We start from the raw sequence: 20,838 nt of genomic DNA, 5'->3' as shown, positions 1-20,838 counted from the left end.
AATTTATCTCACCTTCCTTGTGTTTTCGATAGATTCAATTGCCTTTTCCAAATCTTCCTTGTTCAAAACCCCTGCATGCCAAGCTACGACATTTTCCATAAACGATACGCCTTTCCCTTTTGTTGTATTGGAAATAATACAAATGGGTTTTCTACGAATATGTGGATCAGATGGAGGAAGTGATTCTAGTGCCCCACAAACTTCCCCCATATCATTGCCATTAATCTCAATAACATCCCAGCCAAACGCTCTCATTTTCTCATCGAGTGGATCAATTGAATTTGTTTGATTCGTAGGACCGGACATTTGCAAGTCATTTTTATCAATAATCGTGACTAGATTGCCAAGTTGGTAATGTCCTGCAGTCATAAATGCTTCCCAGTTCGTACCTTCTTGAAGTTCACCATCACCAATAATACAGAATGTCCTCCAGTTTTCATTTGACATCCTTGCACCAAGAGCCAAACCTGTCGCTATTGGCATCCCATGACCTAGTGAACCAGTAGATGCTTCAATCGCATCCACATATTTTCGATTTGGATGCATACTGAATTTCGCTGTCTCTAGCGTTTCAAAATGATCAACCATATAATCCATAGTGTACATGCCCATGTCTTGATAAATGGTAAATAGTGCTTCGGCACAATGTCCTTTACTTAAGATAAGACGGTCACGGTCAGGCATTTCCGGATTCTGCGGATCATAATTCATATACTTATAATAAAGAGCAACCGCCATATCAATCATAGACAATTCCCCACCTAAATGGCCTGCAATACCGATTCGATATATAAAGGTACATAAATCTTTACGAATATTAATTGCTTTGTCTTCTAGTTCTTGAATCGTCCATTCATTTACAGTACTATTCATCATACTCTCTCCTTTTTTACTAACTTATTAATTACACTTAATGAGTACTTTTGGAAATTTCCCACTCATATGGGCTTCGAAAGCTTCTACTCCACGTTCAAGTGGGAAGATTTTTTGTGTAAAAGGCTCCAAATCGAGATGCGGCATCAATTGAATCGCACGTGGGAACGCATAAGGTGCAACAAAAGTACCCGAAATGGTTAATTCTTGTTCATAGCATTTTTTATAAAGGTTTAGTGGCATTTCGTACTCTTTCGGGAACATGGCAATGTATAAAACGGTGCCTCCTCTTGAGGCAATGTCAGTCGCAACAGTAGCTGCATGCGGAGAACCTGATGCTTCAATGACGACATCAAATCCCCGTCCATCTGTAATGGTATTTGCTACTTCTCTTACATCCTCTTCAAGGGGATTAATGACATGCTCCGCTCCGAATGATTTCGCAAGGTTCCGTCGATCTTCTATTGGTTCAATTAATGTGAGTGATGTTGCACCAAATCTTTTGAGTACCTGAAGTGTAAGCAAGCCGATGGGACCACCACCTGAAATGGCTACACGCTGTCCTACTCTCATATTCGCTTTATCTACAATGCGAACAGCGATCGAAATGGGTTCAAGTAAGCAGGCTTCTTCCAGAGAGACAGTATCAGGTACTTTCCACACCTGTGATTCATGCCAAACGATATATTCAGACATGCCCGGTCTGTTGTAATCATGTACGTTTTCACAAAATTGTTCTCGACCATCTAAACAGTAATAGCATGTTCCACAAAACTTTAAAAAGTTACCTGCTACCCGGTCTCCTATTTTCAGTCCCTTTTTCGTCGCTTTTGGCCCAAGTTCTACAACCACTCCAGATACTTCATGGCCAAGACCAAATGGAGGCTCCCATCCGAATACCCCTTCCACTAGATGTGGGTCAGACCCACATATGGAGCAGTAGGCAACTTTGATTTTGACATCTTCTTCCCCAAGCTGTTGCTCAGGAAGTTCAATGACATCTACCGCTCCCCGTGTATCTTCATTAGGATCATTTAATCGTCCGATCTTTACTGCTGCAATGGTTTTCAATTTTTCCCCTCCTAAAGTGTTGTGGCAAATCCGCCATCCACATTAATCGTCCAGCCATTGATATAATTAGAAGCACTGCTCGCTAGAAATACTGCTGTACCCATCAAATCAGCTGATACTCCCCAGCGCCCCACTGGTATACGATCTTCAATTTTATTGTAAAATGCTTGATCTTCCTGAAATCCTTTGGTCATTTCTGTTTCTAAAAAACCAGGTGCGATGGCATTTGTTTGGATATTATACTGACCTGCTTCATTCGCAAATACTTTGGTCAACCCGACAATTGCATGCTTACTGGTTGTATAAGGTGGACATTTTTTATCAGCCGTAAATGCAAGTGCGGAAGCAATATTGATGATTTTTCCTGAATGCTGTTTTGCCATTTCCTTCACAACAAGATGACTCAAGTAATACACCGCGTTTAAGTTGACATCCATGACTTTTTCCCACAAATGGTCGGGATAATCCATAAAATCTGCAAAAATACCAACACCCGCATTATTCACGAGAATGTCAATTTTCCCGTATTCCTTTATGCATCCTTCTACCACTTTTTGGACATAAGACTTATCTGTCAAATCTCCTTGGATAAAGGCTACTTTTTGACCTGTTGCTTCGATTAATTCTTTTACTTCTTCCACATGGTCTGTAAAATGTGGGATATATAAATCAGCTCCTGCTTTGGCAAAAGCGACTGCATATGCCATTCCAAGCCCTTGATTGGCACCTGTAACAATGGCAACTTTTCCCTTCAGTGAAAAGGCATCTAGTGAAAATTCATTTAAATTATTTTCCAAAGCACTTAACCTCCTAATCTATTAATTCTTTGCTCCATTTCGAATGGCCAACTCATTCATAATTTGTTCGACACGCTCTTCTGTTAAGTTATAAAACACCATAAAGATCACGAGTGTAACAAGACAAATGATTGCTGGTAATCCCGAAACAAGGAATAGAATCCCACCTAGTGCATCTGCTGATTGTGCTACGTTTGGCACATACCCTACACTTGCTAATACCCAAGTCGGAATAACCCCACCAATGGTCATCGATGCTTTTAAACCAAGGCCAATCGTCGTGTAAACAATCGCTGGATAGCGCTTACCTGTGTTATATTCTGCATATTCAACTGCATCAGGAATGATTGACCATAAAATCCCCATTAAAATTCCGTAGCCAAATGACGCCACTCCCTTTGCAACCATCATCAGAGTAATTGCTGATACAGGGATAAAGTAAAGTGCTAATGAACCAAGTGCTGCAATCGTCAACCCTAAAGCGACGGTATTTTTCTTTTTTATTTTTCGAACAAGCAATGGTACAAATGGAACAGCAATTACCGAAGGCAATACATTTAATAATGAGAATAACCCAATGAGATCGGTGCGTTCTGCGTTATAGGTCATATAATAAATACCTGAGGCTGAAGCAACCGTATTATATCCATAGACTCCAAGGAATAAAAGAAACAATATAATGCTTGGACGGTTTGTCGTTAACTGGATGAAAATGTCCTTTATCTTGACAGGATCAAGATGGGAAGTTGATTCAATCCGTTCTTTAATGGTCGTATAACTGTAGATTAAAATCGCTGCAGTAATAATCGATAAGAGAATTACGGTGATTTGATAACCTGTAGCCTGGTCCTCTTTCCCAAAATAAGCTGATAAAATCGGAATGAACAATGCAACCACAACTCCGCCACCCTGCGCGAACATCATACGAATGGAATTCAATTTTGTTCTTTCTTGTGGATCAGCTGTCATAACAGTTGTTAATGAAATGTACGGCTGGATAATGAATGTGAATAACATGTTAAGTAAGTTATACGTTACATAGGCCCAAACTAACTTACCTGCATGACCCATATCTGGAACCGTATAGGTTAAGATCGCCATTAAAGCAAACGGGATAGCCCCCCATAATATATAAGGTCTATATTTTCCTTTTTTCGGTTTCAACCGCTCCGTTATTGCCCCCATCATAGGATCGTTGATCATATCCCAAAATCTTGATAATAGGAACATCAAGGATACTTCGACAGCTGTAAGTCCATAAACATCTGTGTAGTAAAAAGTAATAAACATAAGGACTGCCTGAAATACTAGGTTCATCGCAAAATCAACTAAGGAATAACCCATAATTTCTTTTCTATCTAACTTGTAAAAACCTGGTTTAGGACTGGTTTTAACATACCCCCTTGAATCTACTAATGCTTCCTCGTGTTTATAAACTGTTACGTTCTGTTCCATCGTTACCCCCCTTTTTTGTTTGAAGCATCTTTCTTATTTTGAATTATAATGAATGCGCTTACATAAAAAGCGTGTTTTTTTTAGAGAAAAGTGTTGTTTTTTCTACTTTTCAGAATTTGCTGAATATAATCAACAACATTATAATGGTAATAATAAGAGTTTCTACGATCGGGAGGTGTATGACCATGGCCAAAAAAATAGTTATCTATACGGAAGAAAAGATAAATGTATTATTAAATGAATCTGCCCAAATTCACAGTGATAATTTTGAAATCGTTTACAACTCGGCTTCCTATGAAAAACTGATCGATAAAATAATAGAATTGAAAGCAGATATCGTCATGTTTCAACTTAAAACGCCCATTTATCATGCTCAAAACTTTTTTGCTGATTTAGCAGAGGCAAATATATCACCCCTGCTTTTTGCATTTGAAACGATCTCAGATGATGAAATCACCTATTTTACCACTACATATAATGATTTGGTCTTACTTGAAAAACTTAAAATTTTTTTTACAACCGCTCTTGAGAAAGATTATAATTGTTACTTTAGTTATATCGGAGAAAACTCAAAAACCAATTCAATCATGAGCTCTCGTTTGAAAAAATTGGAAAAGACAGAATATATGAATGATATTTTGCGTGGAGTGACAAAACAGGAATTTTACTATTATAAAAAACAAGCTTCTTTACAACTAAGTGATAGTGGATTCTTCCTATGTTTGTGGAATTTAGCGGAGATTGAGTATGTTGACCATGATTTAAACAAAAACATTTATTACTACGTAGGAGAAAAACTGTGTGAAGAATGTCAATCCGTCTTGGATAGTTATAATGGTGGAGAAGTCTTTTATATTACACCGACACATCTTTGTTTGATTATTAATGATATCCCTTCTAATAGTGAAGCAACTCGGATACAAAAACAGAGAGAGTTAATGAAGAAATTAAATGCAGTCTTAAACTGTAAAACAGCGTTTCGTTATCGAAGCTCGTTCATTAGAGCGATTGAAGATATCCGGCTCGCCTATGAATCGTACCACCGTTTAAAAATATACAACTTCTTTTGCAGAGAAGCAGAGTTTCTGACACCTGAACTTATTGAAACTTCTAGGAAAAAAGTTGACCACATAAAAATAGACGATTATTTAAATCAAATAAAAGAATTAATTGACCATAATATCACCGATCCAAGATTAGAATTATTGCTAAAAAATCTCTTTTTGAACATGATTAAACCCAGTTATAGCTATAATATCTACTATTATTGTCATACAACGATATCCGCAGCATTACTTGAAAGATTCGGAAACTTATATAAAAATCGCCTCATCGAAAACAATTCACCGCAAGAGCTGGTCTATTCATCCATTGAACAAAAATATACGAACCTCATCGAGTCTATCCATCTGTTACGAGGGGAAATTTCAAATCGATATATGATTAAAAATCCTCTAGTTCTTCAAGCAATCGATTTTATTCACGACCATTACACCGAAGACATTACGATACACATGATTGCAGAACATCTAAATTTGAATCTCTCCTATTTTAGTCAAATATTTACGAAAGAAATGGGGATTAGTCCCAGAAAATATTTAATCTCATTTCGTATTCAAAAAGCTAAAGAGCTGATTGAATCAAGCAATGAGTTAGTCTCTAATATTGGAATAAATGTAGGTTTTTTTGAAGTGAAACATTTTTCAAAAACATTTAAGAAGATCACCGGGCTTACACCGATGCAATACAAAAAACAATTTGCTAAAGGTGAATATGTGTAATGACATATTAGTGTTCATTTTGTTTACTTTAAAATTTTTTTTCAACCGATTTCGGAGTTCTGAACAGACATCCCTGTAGTTCCCCCACTCCAGTCTCGTTCAACCTCGCGCTTTAATCTACCAAGGTAGTAGAGATATCTGTTATTATTTAACCTATAAAATAACATAGCACAGGTCGTGATGCTGACCTGTGCTACAGTTACTCAACCCACAAACTTCAGTTTCCAAAATACTCATCCAATTCTGCGCTGAACCAACGACCATTCACACTTCACTGAAGATCTTTTGTTTAACCACTGAAAAAACAGAAGTATCTTGTTCTATCTCCTTTAACACATCCAATTTTCAGTTGAAACCGTAGACATTTCCGCATAAGCGTTTGTCTCATTTGCCGTTAACACTAAGTTAACCGGTTATATTTTATCCATGGAGCTCCACTCTGTTAACTTTTTTTGCCAATAGGAGTGTCCTTATATACGATTTATATACAAGGTATTTTGTAATTATAACAACTGGGCTAGACCGTAGTACTTTGGTGATTCGTAACAACGATTGGAGCTTTAATCACATCCATCACCTTTGAAGCAGGAAGTCCATTTTCAATCAACTGGACCATGACCTTCATGTAACGATGGATATGATGAAAGTAGTGCTTATAATCAGAGCAAAGATAACTCAGTCCTGGTTCATTATCGTGTGTTCGCATAAATCGATGTCTAGGGCATTCTCCATGGCAGGCAAACCTGACCTCACATTCCATACACTGCTTAGGAAGTGAACTCTTTTTGTTTTCTCCGAATGATCTCTGTGTGTTTGACTCGACCATCGCTTTTAGATCTTGCTCCAATACATTTCCTAAGCGGAAATCTGGGTAAACATAATGATCACAGGAGTACATATCCCCATTATGCTCAATGGCCAATGCATTGCCGCATTCTTCTGAAAAAATGCAAACAGTTGACGGAAGCCCTAACCAAGACTCTAGTGCCCACTCGAAGTTCATGACGTGTATGGAACCAACATCATTGTGAACCCTTTCATCAAAGATTTCCGTTAGAAAGGTTCCAAATGCTCCTTGTTCTACACTAAAATCAGTCACCAAATCTTTTTGTCCCTCTTCATTATTAGCATTTGGTGTAGCATGTCTAAGCCCCATTTTGGCAGCCATTGCATCCGGTATTCTTTCCACAATCGGGTTAAATTGAATAAATTCCACACCCTGTTCTTTTAAAAAATGGTAGACTTCCAGTGGCTCTTTGGAAGACTCTCTTGTCACACTAACGAGTACATTAAATGGAATTTTATATTTTTTCAGTAGCTTAAGTGCCTCAAGAACCTTGGAGAAGGTTGGATTTCCCTTTTTATCTACTCTATAGAAATTATGTAAATTCTCTGGCCCATCCAAACTGAGACCTACTAAAAACTCATTTTCCTTCAGAAAAGTACACCATTCCTCATTAAGCCGAATTCCATTGGTCTGTAACGAATTAATGATTTTCTTTCCTTCTGCATATTTCGCTTGTAAAGATACAATTTTACGATAATAATCGAGCCCAACTAAGGTAGGTTCGCCCCCTTGCCATACAAACTGTATCTCTGGGATATTTTGAGTGGAGATGTAGTTTTTAATAAATGTTTCAAGCACCTCTTCTGACATCCGAAACTGATTCTTCTTTGGAAATAATGCTTCTTTCTCCGTATAAAAGCAGTAATTGCAATCAATATTGCAAATTGGACCTGCGGGCTTTGACAAAATGTGGAATCCTGTTCCAATCTGTTCTTTTTGCATGATTATGTAGTCAGCTCCTTAGGATTGATCTATTGTTTAATAGCATAACGTTAATAAAAAGAAGCATGGGCAGCCTTGCTGCACTTGATCAAGGCCACCCCATGAACTTTTCCATTTTTAATTATTAATGCACAGCACCTGGTATAAACTTTGTAACATCGAATTGTACATAATCAAACTTCCCTGAAAAAGCAAACTCACCTAGTTTTTTATACTCTTTGGCCACTGGGTTCAGTGCGTCTTTACCAATACTCATTCCTTCTATGGTAACAAGAGGTGTCGTTTGAATTTCCCCTTCACCCACCTTTTGGCCATTGATATAAAGTGTCCCTATCCCGCCAGCCATACTAGTTCGCTTGAAGTCGATTTTCACTTCTGATTTGCCTAGTGGCACATTTTTGTTAGAAGTTATTTTGGAAATGGTATCAAACTTATTGTAGAGGAACGTAAGCTTGTTCTCTTTGATGTAAAGCGTGTATCCTCCTATTTCATCCCCCATTGCGACAAGAACACCCGATTTGGAACCGTTTTCTCTTGTCACAGGTACAGTTATCGTAAAGTTGCTCGTATTTATTGGCGGTGCTGCATTAGGAGTGACCATCCCTGTTCCTGGATAATATTTGAAATTATCCCGGTTGGCTGCTGAATCTTCTTTTATATATCCCATGTCTGTAGGACTACTTTCTTTCAAAGGCAGCATATTATATTTCTCTGCCTCAGACATAAATAGTTCTTGAAGTTCTGCTAGTTTGTCTGGTTCTCTGTCAGCAAGATTTTTTGATTCTGAGTAATCTTCACTAACGTGGTATAGTTCCCAAACATCGTCATCAAAGCTAGTACCGTTCTTATGGATGGAAATCGCCTTCCAACCTTCATGATAGATGGCTCGATTTGGCTGGAAATACGTAATGGCTGTTTTCCTAACCTCAGGAGCATTTGCATCATAGAAGGTGCTTGCCATACTAATCCCGTACATTGGCATCTGTTCAACCCCATCAATCACCTCTGGAACCTCATATTCAAGCACGTCAAGAACGGTAGGGGTAATATCTGTTACATGAACGTACTGGGTTCGAATCCCCCCCTTATCTGTGATTCCCTTAGGCCATGAGATAATCAACGGATTACGAAGCGCACCTGCGTACACGCTTCCCTTATAAGTATTGAAAGGTGTATTCGAAGCTTGCGCCCATCCCTTAGGATATAAAGCTTGCATTTCTGGTCCACCGATTAGATTATACTTGGGCATTAACTCTTCTGTTGTCGGTACCCTGCCTGCCGTTAAGCTGCTAAAAAAGCTATCGGTACCATCTGGACCGCCATCCCGAGTTGCTCCGTTATCGCCAAGAAGAACAATCATTGTATTATCATACTGTCCGATTTCCTTTAGATAGCTTACTAACTTCCCTACTTCTTCATCTGCCTGCGTCATATACCCTGCATAAGCCTCCATAAATCTTATATATAACTTCTTTTGATCAGCTGTGAGGCTATCCCATTTCTTTACGGTTGGATCAGAAGGCGCAAGAGTTGTATTTTCCGGTATGATGCCGAGTTCTTTTTGACGCTTAAATCGCTCCTCGCGAATGTAATCCCATCCTTTATCATAAACCCCATCGTACATGTCAATATATTCTTCCGGAACCTGAATAGGAGAATGGCCTGTTCCAAAGGCGTAATTCATGAAGAACGGCTTATCCGGATAAATCGAGACTTGATCGGTGATATACTTTTTGGCATGTGCAAGTAAATCATCATTCAGGTTATAGTCTTCCGTTTTAGGGACATCGATTAATTCATTTCCATTTACTAGCTGCGGAGCAAATTGAGAGGTCTCTCCATCCATAAAACCATAGTATTTTTCAAATCCTTTAGATAATGGCCAGTAATCATACGGACCTGCAGGTGTTACGGTATAAACAGGCGCGATATGCCATTTTCCAACACCAAACGTATTGTAATCGTTTTCTTTAAGAATCTCAGCTACCGTTCCTGCAGCATCAGTAACACCACCTTGCATATTTGGTCTATCTGGTCCTAATGAGACGTTTGCCACAAGACCCATCCCGACTGAATTATTTTCTCTTCCAGTTAGCAAGGACGCACGGGTTGGTGAAGAGAGTGGAGTGGCATTAAAGTTATTGTAGCGGAGGCCATCAGCAGCTAGCTGATCGATATTGGGAGTTTTAATTTCCGAACCGTAGGCACCAATGTCAGAAAAACCAATATCATCAAGAACAATGTAAATTATATTAGGCTTCCTCTCTCCATTTGCGTATGTAGTTTGATTTTTCGCAATTGCACTAGTACTTCCGATTATCCTTTCTTTAGGTTTCGTGCTTGTTTTTTCCGCTTGACTGGCCGTACCACATCCTGCAATACTTGTTGTAAGCACTACGGCAGAACTAACAGCAAACGCTTTCAAAATTGTTTTAGAACTACTTCTCTTTTTCATTACATCAACTCCTTTTTGTTAATAATTTTTTGAATTTTCTTTCTATAAAGAATCTATCATCTCAAATTCTTGTAAACAATGTACATATGTTTAAATGATTGGGTTGAAATTTGTGCACTTTCACAAAGGAATGGGAGGAGTCTATGGAAATACATATCGAGGTTTTTTTCGAAAAATTAGTCCACTATCATCCTAAAATATATGTAAACAATCAGGAGATAGCTGTAATAAAAGCGGTAAAGCTTATTGAAAAAAAACAAACCGCTTTTGATCCAAATATTTTATATATAGGAGATCCTTGTAATCTACCAGTTGGTCTAGATCATTTGAATGACACAAATTTTCTGTTGGTATCAATAGACCCAAAAATGCCTATCCCACTTACTACGAATAAAAGCCTGAATATTATTTCCATTACAGGTACTCTTACAGACTCAGTTTTTAACGAAATTCTTGAAATTACTTCTGCGTACCAAGAATTAAATCATCATTCGTCAAAACTATTTAAATTTCTCTCAGAAGGAAGAGATCTTCAGCAACTTGTTGATACGGCTTCAGAAATGATTGGTAATCCCATTTTTATTAGAGATGAAAATTTCAAAATTCTTGCTTTCACACAGAACGTTAGTTTAGATGACTATATATGGAATAAAATCGTTTCTAAAGGCTACCAGACTTATAATGATTTACAGTTTCTTTTGAAGAATGGTTTCCTAAGTTCGGTTCATAATGTAAAAGTACCCGTTTACTTTAAACATGTATACAATCGAACAGAAAAAAAGGAAAACGAAACTCAACAAATCGAAATCATGAAATCTGGACTAAAGCAAAATATGAGTTATATTGTAAAACCTGTTTTTTTTCAAATATCAAAAGTAGACATACCCCGGATTTGGTCAAATATTTATATTAATCATAAAAACATTGGTCATGTTGTTGTACTTGAAGCCTTCAAACCTTTTAGTGAAAGGGATATTGCATTAATAGGACGTTTCAGTGACATCGTCTCACTGCATCTGCAAAAGCATAGATATTATGAAAATTTGAGTGGAAACAAAAAGGAATTATTAATTGTAGATATATTAGACGAGACAATCATTGATCAAGAAACGGTTGATGATCGATTAGGTGTAATCGATTGGAAAATACCAAATACAATGCGAATCATTACGGTCACTACTAAACAAGGTGAAGTATCAGATATAACTTTCAAACACTTTAAGGGATTTTTTGACAATGTTTTCGATACAGAGGCTTGTGTCTTATATGAGGGGAAAATCGTTGTTTTATTGAATCATAATAAAAACTTTAATGAAATCCAAATAAGTAAGCTTAATGAAATCTTACAGGATACTGATATGTTAATCGGAATGGGCCGTTCTTTTAATGACCTGCTTAATATAAAAAAATATTATAAGCAAGGACTTAAATCCATTGAAGCAGGTAAACGTGTAAATAAAGAGAAAAAATTATTTTTGTATGACGATTATATTTTACAGCATATCTTTCATTTATGTTCTGGTCAGGAAGAACTGAGAGAATTATGTCATCCTTCACTCTTTAAGCTAATTGAGTATGATCGTAAACGAAAAACAGATTATGTAAAAAGCCTATATTCTTATATCATGAACATCAAAAGTCAAACAGAACTTGCAGCTGCAATGAACGTCCATAGAAATACTTTATATTACCGTATTGGCAAAATAGAAGAAATCATGAATATTAATTTAAGTAATATCGACGATGTTTTCAGTATTTATCTTTCATTTAAGATATTTGAGTACCTTTGTGAAGACCTATCTTAAGTAAAAATTCAAACTTTATCTTCTATATGTTTATTTATCATAAGAAAAACGGTAAACTCGTCCGGTCCTTTTTTTGTTTAGACAAAAAAACACAGAAATTATTTACTGTGCATTTAAATTTTTTCGGCTTTTTCTCGCGAAAAATGCAGAACATAAAAGAAATACGATTCCACAGCCAACGCCAAATACCATTGAATTTAAAGAATTGTTTCAGGAAACACCATACAGTTACTGGCTGAGGCACGGGGACAGGCACCGTGTCCCTGCCGATGAAAAATGAAAATTTCCATTGGAGGAGGAAAAATGGATTTCAGGATATGATCATATCTCTGAAATCCACTTTTCCAATTCCAATCTCTAACCACCCTGGAGGTCTACCTCTTCCCTAAAACCTCGTCCGCCTTACGTAATGCAACCTCGATAAGCTGGTCCATATTATAATTTTTATTCTCCGAGGCGCCCGCTACTCCTTATAAACATAATGATAAGTACTGTGTATATTAAAGCAGCCATCTGCTCACTTTTGAGTAAAACGGTCTCAAAAACAAACAAGGAAAGCATCCTGTTCAACACAGGACACTTTCCTATTGATGTTACTATTCTTTGATGATTTCCCTTGTACTTCTCACGGTATCAATGGGGCGTACTAATTTTTCAATTTGTGCACGTTTAGGCTCTAAGAACGGAGGTAAAGATAATTTTTCCCCAAGGGTTTCGTAAGGTTCATCGCCCATAAAACCAGGGCCATCTGTAGCAAACTCAAATAAAATTTGTGGAGCCACTCTTGCGTATAAAGACTCAAAAAAGTGACGATTGACATAACCGGATGTCGAGAATCCAAAACTACTCAATCGCTCTGTCCATTCATCCAATATGGAACGATCCTCTACGCGGAATGCCACATGGTGTACGGTGCCATAACCTTGTCGAGCTTGAGGGAGAATCGTATTGTGCTCTGCAATAACGGAAGCTCCATTACCGCCTTCCCCTACTTCGAATAAATGGAATGATCCTTCTTGCGCAGTTTCTTTAAATAATAGTACTTTTTCCAACATTTCTTTAAAGTAATCAAAGTTCGCAATTCGAACAAAGACAGGACCTAAACCCGTAATGGCATGCTCCAATGGGATAGGACCCTTTTGCCAAGGTGTACCAGATTCTACACCTTTATTGAATTCATCTGAAATTAATTGATATTGTTGATCATCGAAATCAACGAAAGAGAGAGTTTTCTTGCCAAATTGCTCTTTAATTCCAGTATGCTTGACGTCTAACCGATCAAACCGTTTACCCCAATAATCCAATGCGGCATCACTTGGTACACGGAAAGAGGTCTTAGAAATCTCATTTGTACCATGTACACCTTTCGGAATGCCTGGGAAGTCAAAGAAGGTCATGTCTGTGCCTGCACTGCCTTTATCATCAGCAAAGAATAAATGATAGGTTTGAATATCATCTTGATTGACTGTTTTTTTAACTAAACGCATCCCTAATACATAGGTGAAAAATTCATAGTTCTTTTCTGCACTACTGGTAATTGCTGTTACGTGGTGTATTCCTTTTAGTTGGTTCATTTTTATATTCCTCCTAGTAAATTCAGATTTAATAGTACGCTTGGTTTATTGATGAAACCTATTTGTCGTCCCTACAATTAGGATCTCTTTAGCATAACTACTGAGCACATCTATCAATTTTGCTTAATTATGATCTGCTCAACCTTCATACTCCTTTAATCATTCGAAATATGTACATGGGTATAAAAAACACCCATGTACATATTTTACACTTCAAGTAGATTTCCAAGTAAATTATCGGATGGTGAATAATGCTTTTGACCAAGGAATCAATTGATCTAGCATTTGATTTACAGAATCCTCTTGAACGGCCTGTGGTTTAAAGTCCGTTCCATTCTCAAAATCAGTGAATAACGATAGTGCTGGATGTACACGAACGTCTGCCACTAATAATTCACCTAAAATGCCTCGTAAATGTTCAGCCGCACGAGCTCCACCTACTGAACCGTAAGAAACGATACCAGCTGCTTTATTGTTCCACTCTTCACGTAGATAATCTAATGCATTTTTAAGTGCTCCTGTAATAGAGTGATTGTATTCTTGAACAATAAATACGAATCCATCTTGATCAGCGATCATTTCTGACCAAGCAGCAGCTCCTGAAGCATCTGCGCCAGCTTCACCAAGTAATGGTAATTTGTAATCAGCAATATCAATAATTGTATAGTTAGCGTCACCACGTTTGTCAGCAATTTCTTTTACCCATGCAGCTACTTGTGGACTTACACGACCTTCTCGTGTAGAACCTAAAATAATCCCAATGTTTAATTTTGTCATTGTTTCTCCCCCCTCTTGTTTTTTTCCAAATAATTTATCTAAAAATCCCATTTCCTTCTTTCACCTCCTTATAAGTTTTGAAATAACGGTCATTGTTGTAACAGGATGTAGAACTTTTCATATGAACATGAATGTAATTATCTCGATTTCGAGATATATAACCAAAAAAATTTAGTTCAAAATCAAATATCTTTAACCTGAGATAATTCTATAATAAATTCTTATTTATTGTCAACTCATTTAAGTAATTTTCTTGGATACTCAAGAATCATATTTCCTGATTATAGATGTTGATTGTTTCATTTAAAGTACTATGCAAGGTTAAACCAATATTGGTTGCTGTTCTAGAAGTGAAAATTGATTATTGTTAGGACCCTGTATGGACCTATAGCTTGTCCTCAGTACTTATGAATCAGGTTAATAGACATAATCATAATCACAAAACTTGCTCATCAACTTACTTTTTTTCGCTTCTGCATGCCTTTTTCCTTATTTCTAAGGAAGTGATTATATATAAAGAAAGCCTTTTCAATGTATATTTCTATGGTAAGATTCCCTGTAAATATTTATAAACCACATTTAGTAAGCGTTTACAGTTCTAATGGAATATTTCTAACTGCTAAAACTAGTCCAGTTCTGTTTGCTTTTTTACCATCTTTTAAGGAGGTGATCATATTCGGAAAAATAAGCTTACTTAATTGACAAGGTATTTGATCTAGCTCTTGTAAAAACTTCAATTAGGGAGGAAATATTTTGAATTTTAAAAGGACATTAATCTGGCTAGTGGCTTTGCTATTGTTTACCTCACCGTTATCTTTTGTAGATCATTCATTCGTAAATGCAGCAGAAATTGATTCCATTCCGAATACAACAAGAACAATGAAAGACTACGATCATACGTTTCTTTCAGTAACTGGTTATGCATCATTAGGAGTAAATGACCGAAGCCATTACATTGATACTCCTTTTTATCGCCAAGTGAAAACGGAACGAGAATTCTTGCAGGCAATATTGGATGCTGGAAATGGCAGCGTGAAAGTCATTGAAGTGGCTAAAGATTTAAACCTAGGTTGGAAAGCACTTAACCTGAGTTCAGATGAAGCTAAGAAATACGGGTTTATAAGAAAATATAGAGATCCTATGAATGGATTTACAAATCCGAAACTAGCTTCCTCCGGTGTTTCACAACTAGATATAAACAATATTAATGGGTTAACCATTTTCTCAAAAAAAGGGAAAACCATTAGAAGTGCTGAGTTTAAATTACAGAGATCTGTCAATGACATAGTCATTAGGAATCTGTCTTTTGATGGAATGTGGCAATGGGATGACACTGGAAAACATAAGGAAGTGGGCTGGTCATTCATTAAAGTAAACGGGGCCAACAATGTTTGGATTGACCATTGTAAATTCACTATTGCTGCGGATGGATTAATTGATACAGAGAATGGCGGCTCAAATATAACTATTTCCTGGACTGAATTCGGATTACCTGCAAATGAACATCCGTCAGAGGAAAGTGATATCTACCAATCTATTCAACATATGGAAGGTAAATATGCTTCCAATCAGTTGAATACAGATAGTGTATACTATAACATGCGCGAAGGTGGCGCAACGAAAGAACAGATCGTGGCATATGCTGCTTATCACAGCAAGGTTCATTTAAGTGGTTCAGGAGACAAAGATTATGTGAATTATGTAAGTAGTAGTGGGAATGAAATAAAGGATGGCAATCAAAGAATTCGTCTAACCCTTGCCTATAACCGCTATACCAATATTGGACAGAGAATCCCAATGATCCGTCAAGGGACTGGTCATATGTACAACTGTTACCTCGATAATTCCACTCATTATGAAGTATTGGACAATGTAAGTGCCATTGCTGAATACGGCACTGACACTCTATCACGAGCACTTAATGCAAGAAATGGAGCTTCTATCGCTGCAGATACCTGTGTATTTCAAGATATAACCGAGCCCGTTACTGGCGCTGAGCTTCAAGGATTAGATACAAAAAATATGGATGAACAATGGGCAAAGCTATTCCAAAGCGCCTATAACAGAAATTTAATTGTCAACTCCCATATCACCAATAAGTATGGAACCTATACAGGAAGTAGCTGGGACAACAACGGAGAAAACCTATTTAATAATGGATTTACTTGGTATGACAAATCAACGATAGGGAATTGGGCTTGGTCCTCACATATTGTGGGGAGTGAAAGCATGAGTAAATCAAATCCACCTACTGATCCATTTACCTTCGAATATCATTCGAATGAGAAGTTGCCTTATACTTATCAAGTACTTCCTTTAAATAATGTGGTGGCAACCCTTACAAAGTTTGCAGGCCCAAACAAAGTCAATCTGAGTCCAATAGGTTGGTTACAAACAGACTATCATTCTAAGAATAACAGTGAGATAAATAATTAATAGGTATACTGTGAGTACATTAGGCGCTTATCTTGAACTGGGATAACGCCTTTTGGTAATTTTCACTCCGATCTAAAATTAACTCTAAACAAGAAGGACAAATCATATTATTTCAGTACCGTTATGAAATAATATGATTTTTTCTTAATTGTTCACAAGTAATCTCACCAGCTGTTCGCTCCAACTTGCTGTCTTAATGTATCTGACGTAATAAACTTCCACTTGATCGGCACAACGCATTTTATAAAAACAAGAGAACCCTTCCTTGTATGAAAAACACATCAATTTTTAGGGTTAATTCCCCTTGTTTTACCAAACGGTACATAGTATCATTATATAGTACATAGCAAGTTTTCTGAAGATTACGTTTATAATTACCTATATGACCTTATCAGTGTATATATTTGATAATATGAAAGGAGAATTCTTCTTGGAGCCAACAGAGAACAATGAAACTACTACCAAAAGCTCTAGCGTACAAGTAATATCACGTGCAGCAACCATATTAAGAGTGTTAAAAGAGTATCCTTTAGGCTTGAGCCTGGGGCAAATCGCAAAAAAGGTGAACCTAGCAAGGTCAACCGTGCAACGAATTGTCTATGCTCTTGAAGAAGAAAAATTCATTGTACAATCCTCTACTGGTAGCGGGTTTCGTCTTGGACATGGTCTAGCTATTTTAGGTTCATCCGTTCATTTTGATTTAAGGGAAGATTTACATCCATATATTCAACAATTATCCATAGAAATTGATGAAACAGTTGACCTTGCCATATTAGATAGTGGGAAAGCTTATTTTATTGATCAAATTACCGCCTCTCACCGGCTACAGGCAGTATCAAAGGTTGGGACATCCTTTCCCCTTTACTGTACCGCTAACGGGAAAGCTATTCTTTCTACTATGTCTACTGATCAAATAAACCAAACTCTTCCCGGTAAACTAGACAAATTTACATCCAACACCATTACATCTAAAACAAAACTACTTGAAGAAATTGATCTGATAAAGAATACTGGGATTGCCTATGATAGAGAAGAACATTCGATTGGTATCTGTGCCATTGGAACGGCGATACAAGACCCACAAGGAAATGTCGCAGCCATCTCCATTCCTTTACCAACATTCAGATTTTATGGAAATGAAGGCCGGCTAATCGATGCTCTATTAAATACATGCGCACAAATTAAATCGCATTATACTTACTAAAAAAATAAAGCCAATGAGGAATCATCAGCTTCGGAACGGTTCATTTGGTGTAGTATTTGCTCCACTAAGTGAACCTTTAGTTATCGATTCTTTCTATTTTTTGAAAGTTTACTAAAGGATAAAGCAAAACCCCCATATACAACCATCATTCCTACAATTCCAGCCATCCATAATTGGTCTACGATCATCCACTTTCACCTTTCCTTTTCCCTAAATATGTATCAATACCTATTGATACTAGTTGTGCCAAAAAGGTTATTAAAATAATTAAACCTATTGATTGAAGCAATAAATTCACAAACATTGCTGATTCCCCCTTTGATTATTTATTTCATTGCTGATGTTCGCTTCTCCAAATCCATTTCATATCGATTTTTTCGAAACAATCCACGTTCCCCTTTCGTAAAGGCCGATAAAGTAAAACCTAAAACGATTGATAGAATAAAAATGACGTGGGCATTTTCTAAACGAACTCCGAGTACACCTGGCAGAGAAGTAAATGACCAAAGAAGATTAACAATCCAACAGACGGATAAAGTCACGGTAGCTGCTATAGTAGAACGCTTCCAAAACAATCCGATTATAACAATCCAAAATACGGGAATTAGCCAAGCGAACAACCAAGTAATGGCTGAAACAATTGGAGGATTTGCCATAGCGACTACAATTGCCAAAATCGACAGAACGATGATGACAATACGTGCCAGTCGCGTTTGCTTTTCATCACTCGCCTCTGGTTCATAGATCTTCACATAGAGATCCTTCACAAATATCGTTGCTGGTGTAATAGCTGTCATGGCAAAAGTTGATAGTAACGCTCCTAGAAAACTAGCTAATAACCAAACAACCACCCAGTTTGGTAACAATTCAACAATTAATGTAGCTCCAGCTAGCTTTGGCCCTAATGCATGAAACTCAGGTAAAGCTTTGGCTGCTAGCCCTATACAAACTGCAAACACACCAAAGACCCCATTTACAATCGCAGCGATCCATAATGACTTTTTCACGGTCCGTTCGCTTTTAGCTGACATGGCCGTTTGAAGCGTCATTTGACTGATTCCCTGTGCAAAAACAACTGATAATATGACTCCTAATGAAAATGTAAACATTAAATCAGGAGTGCCGAAGATATTGGTCATCCACGGCTGGCCTTCATTTACATAATACTCACTGACATAATCCCAATTTTGACCAGGTAATGCCTTTGCTAGGTAGATAGCAGCTATGATCATTCCCAAATACATGACCACTGTATTGATGAGATTTATCCATGCGATTTCTTTCATCCCGGCGAGGACTACATAAAACACACCTATAATCCCCCCAATGATCGCTCCTTTTTGAATCGACCAACCCGTCATTGATGCAAAAGCGATTCCTATTGCTTGTGTTTCCATCGTCAGTAGCCCAAAGATTGTCGGTGCCATGATACAGGCCGTAATAATTCGAATCTTAGGTCCGTAGAGCATTTCAATGAGCTCCGGAACCGTTGACACATTCAATCTTCTAACCCACCTTCCAGTACCAAGACAAACGACAGCTATTAATATGACATGGGCAAATGAAAACCACATACTAACAGCACCTAAATGCCAAGCCGTCTCCATTAGGCCAAAAATATGTGCTGAGCCCAATACAGTAAGAGCTAGTGTCACTCCAACTGCAAAAACTGGCAAATCGCGACCAGATAATAAAAACGAATCCTTCCCCTTTTTGGCTTCCCTACTTAAATAAAAGCCTATACCCCCAATGACAAGAAATTCGTAAATCAGCACAGAAATAATTAGCCCATTCAAACTCGTTCCCACCCTTCCCCATAGACTCTTTCCAAAAAGCAAGATTACAAGCTTAGTAACTTCTTAGCATTCTCGTAGCATATCTTCCTTAAATCACTAGGACTTAGAGGCGCAGACTCAATAAACTTCGTCGCTTCCTCCGGACATTGATAAGGATAGTCAATCGAGAACATGATTCGATCGGTACCTACTGCCAACTGTGTACAGAGCAATGCTTCAGGAGAACATACCCCAGATGTAGTCACCATAATATTCTCTCTAATATACTGAGATGGTGTTTTCTCAAGATTACGATTGTCTGCTCCTACACCAAAACGGTCATCTAAACGCTGTAAGGTAAATGGGAGAGTTTCACCCATATGACCTAACACAAGAGTAGATTTAGGAAAGCGATCAAACAGTCCAGATAAAATGATTCGAAGGGTATGTGTGGCTGTTTCTACTCCCCATCCCCACATTGCTTTCGTTAATTCGGGGTACCCCTCCATAACCTTCCACTGGTCAACTGGAGAATTCGGGTGTAAATAAATCGGTACCCCAAGACTTTCTGCTCTCTCCCAAATACACCAAAACTTTTGTTGGTCGAGGTACTCCCCATTCGTATGACCATTAATAAGTGCTCCCTTTAATCCTAGTTGAGTTACTGCTCGTTCCAACTCATCAGCTGCCTCTTGAGGATTTTGGCAAGGGAGACTAGCAAACCCTGCAAATCGATCGGGATTTTTATACGTTATCTCTGCTAAAAAGTCATTTACTGATTTCGCCTGGTAAACTGCTTCGTTAGCATCCTTAATAGCTTGGATACCAGGTACGGTTAAGCTCAACACCTGTAGTTCGATCCCATGTTCATCCATACTTTCTAGACGTTTTTCCGTAAATTCACCAATTCTATCTTCCATCCAATGACGAAAATTTGGACGAAAAGATTTAACAATACTATCTTCAAACTTGTTAAAATACTCGGTCAAAAAATGCTCTTCTAAGGTAATTTTAGGTGTTAATGGTTTCGGTGTAAGATAACTCAT

At 37.5% G+C, this 20,838-nt stretch carries 14 protein-coding genes; 4 read left to right on the top strand and 10 right to left on the bottom strand.

The window, feature by feature from the left end:
* Nucleotides 1-3 precede the first annotated feature (3 nt).
* Genes BKO01S_RS07230 through BKO01S_RS07215 form a run of 4 tightly spaced genes read right to left on the bottom strand, consistent with a single transcriptional unit; the run spans nucleotide 4 to nucleotide 4,196 of the window.
* Nucleotides 4-873, bottom strand: coding sequence for a transketolase (locus BKO01S_RS07230; protein ID WP_066051015.1), 870 nt, complete (start codon nucleotides 871-873; stop codon nucleotides 4-6).
* A gap of 27 nt (nucleotides 874-900) precedes the next feature.
* Nucleotides 901-1,944: a zinc-dependent alcohol dehydrogenase gene (locus BKO01S_RS07225; RefSeq protein WP_066051011.1), complete on the bottom strand. Its 1,044-nt coding sequence runs from the start codon at nucleotides 1,942-1,944 to the stop codon at nucleotides 901-903.
* Between the two features lie 11 nt (nucleotides 1,945-1,955).
* Complete coding sequence (locus BKO01S_RS07220) at nucleotides 1,956-2,741, bottom strand: SDR family oxidoreductase (RefSeq protein WP_066051007.1); 786 nt, start codon at nucleotides 2,739-2,741, stop codon at nucleotides 1,956-1,958.
* Nucleotides 2,742-2,762: 21 nt separating this feature from the next.
* Nucleotides 2,763-4,196: an MFS transporter gene (locus BKO01S_RS07215; protein WP_066051004.1), complete on the bottom strand. Its 1,434-nt coding sequence runs from the start codon at nucleotides 4,194-4,196 to the stop codon at nucleotides 2,763-2,765.
* Nucleotides 4,197-4,381: 185 nt separating this feature from the next.
* On the opposite strand from BKO01S_RS07215, the gene BKO01S_RS07210 reads away from it, so the two are divergent.
* Nucleotides 4,382-5,977 (top strand): helix-turn-helix transcriptional regulator, encoded by a 1,596-nt coding sequence (locus BKO01S_RS07210; protein WP_066051001.1) that lies wholly within the window; start codon nucleotides 4,382-4,384, stop codon nucleotides 5,975-5,977.
* 517 nt (nucleotides 5,978-6,494) lie between these two features.
* Here the strand turns inward: BKO01S_RS07210 and BKO01S_RS07205 are convergent.
* Both BKO01S_RS07205 and BKO01S_RS07200 read right to left on the bottom strand, forming a co-directional pair.
* Nucleotides 6,495-7,766 carry an anaerobic sulfatase maturase gene (locus BKO01S_RS07205; protein ID WP_066050998.1) on the bottom strand — a complete coding sequence of 424 codons (1,272 nt, stop codon included), beginning with the start codon at nucleotides 7,764-7,766 and terminating at the stop codon, nucleotides 6,495-6,497.
* Nucleotides 7,767-7,890: 124 nt separating this feature from the next.
* Nucleotides 7,891-10,221: an arylsulfatase gene (locus tag BKO01S_RS07200; protein WP_066050996.1), complete on the bottom strand. Its 2,331-nt coding sequence runs from the start codon at nucleotides 10,219-10,221 to the stop codon at nucleotides 7,891-7,893.
* A 143-nt stretch (nucleotides 10,222-10,364) separates the two neighbouring features.
* Here BKO01S_RS07200 and BKO01S_RS07195 point away from each other — a divergent pair, with 143 nt between their 5' ends.
* The gene (locus BKO01S_RS07195; protein ID WP_066050993.1) at nucleotides 10,365-12,026 is read left to right on the top strand and encodes a PucR family transcriptional regulator; all 1,662 of its coding nucleotides are present in this window, start codon (nucleotides 10,365-10,367) and stop codon (nucleotides 12,024-12,026) included.
* 596 nt (nucleotides 12,027-12,622) lie between these two features.
* Here BKO01S_RS07195 and BKO01S_RS07190 read toward each other — a convergent pair.
* The gene (locus tag BKO01S_RS07190) at nucleotides 12,623-13,600 is read right to left on the bottom strand and encodes a ring-cleaving dioxygenase (protein ID WP_066050991.1); all 978 of its coding nucleotides are present in this window, start codon (nucleotides 13,598-13,600) and stop codon (nucleotides 12,623-12,625) included.
* A gap of 234 nt (nucleotides 13,601-13,834) precedes the next feature.
* Nucleotides 13,835-14,428, bottom strand: a complete 594-nt coding sequence (locus tag BKO01S_RS07185) for an NADPH-dependent FMN reductase (RefSeq protein WP_066050988.1) — start codon at nucleotides 14,426-14,428, stop codon at nucleotides 13,835-13,837.
* A 702-nt stretch (nucleotides 14,429-15,130) separates the two neighbouring features.
* Between BKO01S_RS07185 and BKO01S_RS07180 the strand changes: the two genes are divergently transcribed.
* Nucleotides 15,131-16,813, top strand: a complete 1,683-nt coding sequence (locus tag BKO01S_RS07180) for a pectate lyase family protein (protein WP_066050985.1) — start codon at nucleotides 15,131-15,133, stop codon at nucleotides 16,811-16,813.
* A 430-nt stretch (nucleotides 16,814-17,243) separates the two neighbouring features.
* On the top strand, nucleotides 17,244-18,017 hold the full coding sequence (locus BKO01S_RS07175; RefSeq protein ID WP_198158778.1) for an IclR family transcriptional regulator: 774 nt from the start codon (nucleotides 17,244-17,246) through the stop codon (nucleotides 18,015-18,017).
* Nucleotides 18,018-18,343: 326 nt separating this feature from the next.
* Here BKO01S_RS07175 and BKO01S_RS07170 read toward each other — a convergent pair whose 3' ends face one another.
* Both BKO01S_RS07170 and BKO01S_RS07165 read right to left on the bottom strand, forming a co-directional pair.
* Nucleotides 18,344-19,813, bottom strand: a complete 1,470-nt coding sequence (locus tag BKO01S_RS07170) for a sodium:solute symporter family protein (protein WP_066050982.1) — start codon at nucleotides 19,811-19,813, stop codon at nucleotides 18,344-18,346.
* 44 nt (nucleotides 19,814-19,857) lie between these two features.
* On the bottom strand, nucleotides 19,858-20,838 hold the full coding sequence (locus BKO01S_RS07165; RefSeq protein ID WP_066050979.1) for an amidohydrolase family protein: 981 nt from the start codon (nucleotides 20,836-20,838) through the stop codon (nucleotides 19,858-19,860).

Origin of the sequence: Robertmurraya korlensis NBRC 107688 (assembly GCF_001591645.1) — a bacterium.
Classification (GTDB): Bacteria; Bacillota; Bacilli; order Bacillales; family Cytobacillaceae; genus Robertmurraya_A.
The sequence above is the reverse complement of the archived record's forward strand: the minus strand, read 5'-3'. Positions and strand labels throughout refer to the sequence as shown.

Excerpts from the sequence above, each read along its gene's own strand:
- BKO01S_RS07165 (WP_066050979.1), bottom strand. The coding sequence starts at position 20,838 with ATGAGTTATCTTACACCGAAACCATTAACACCTAAAATTACCTTAGAA.
- BKO01S_RS07215 (WP_066051004.1), bottom strand. The coding sequence starts at position 4,196 with ATGGAACAGAACGTAACAGTTTATAAACACGAGGAAGCATTAGTAGAT.
- BKO01S_RS07210 (WP_066051001.1), top strand. The coding sequence starts at position 4,382 with ATGGCCAAAAAAATAGTTATCTATACGGAAGAAAAGATAAATGTATTA.
- BKO01S_RS07190 (WP_066050991.1), bottom strand. The coding sequence starts at position 13,600 with ATGAACCAACTAAAAGGAATACACCACGTAACAGCAATTACCAGTAGT.
- BKO01S_RS07230 (WP_066051015.1), bottom strand. The coding sequence starts at position 873 with ATGAATAGTACTGTAAATGAATGGACGATTCAAGAACTAGAAGACAAA.
- BKO01S_RS07185 (WP_066050988.1), bottom strand. The coding sequence starts at position 14,428 with ATGGGATTTTTAGATAAATTATTTGGAAAAAAACAAGAGGGGGGAGAA.
- BKO01S_RS07195 (WP_066050993.1), top strand. The coding sequence starts at position 10,365 with ATGGAAATACATATCGAGGTTTTTTTCGAAAAATTAGTCCACTATCAT.
- BKO01S_RS07200 (WP_066050996.1), bottom strand. The coding sequence starts at position 10,221 with ATGAAAAAGAGAAGTAGTTCTAAAACAATTTTGAAAGCGTTTGCTGTT.
- BKO01S_RS07205 (WP_066050998.1), bottom strand. The coding sequence starts at position 7,766 with ATGCAAAAAGAACAGATTGGAACAGGATTCCACATTTTGTCAAAGCCC.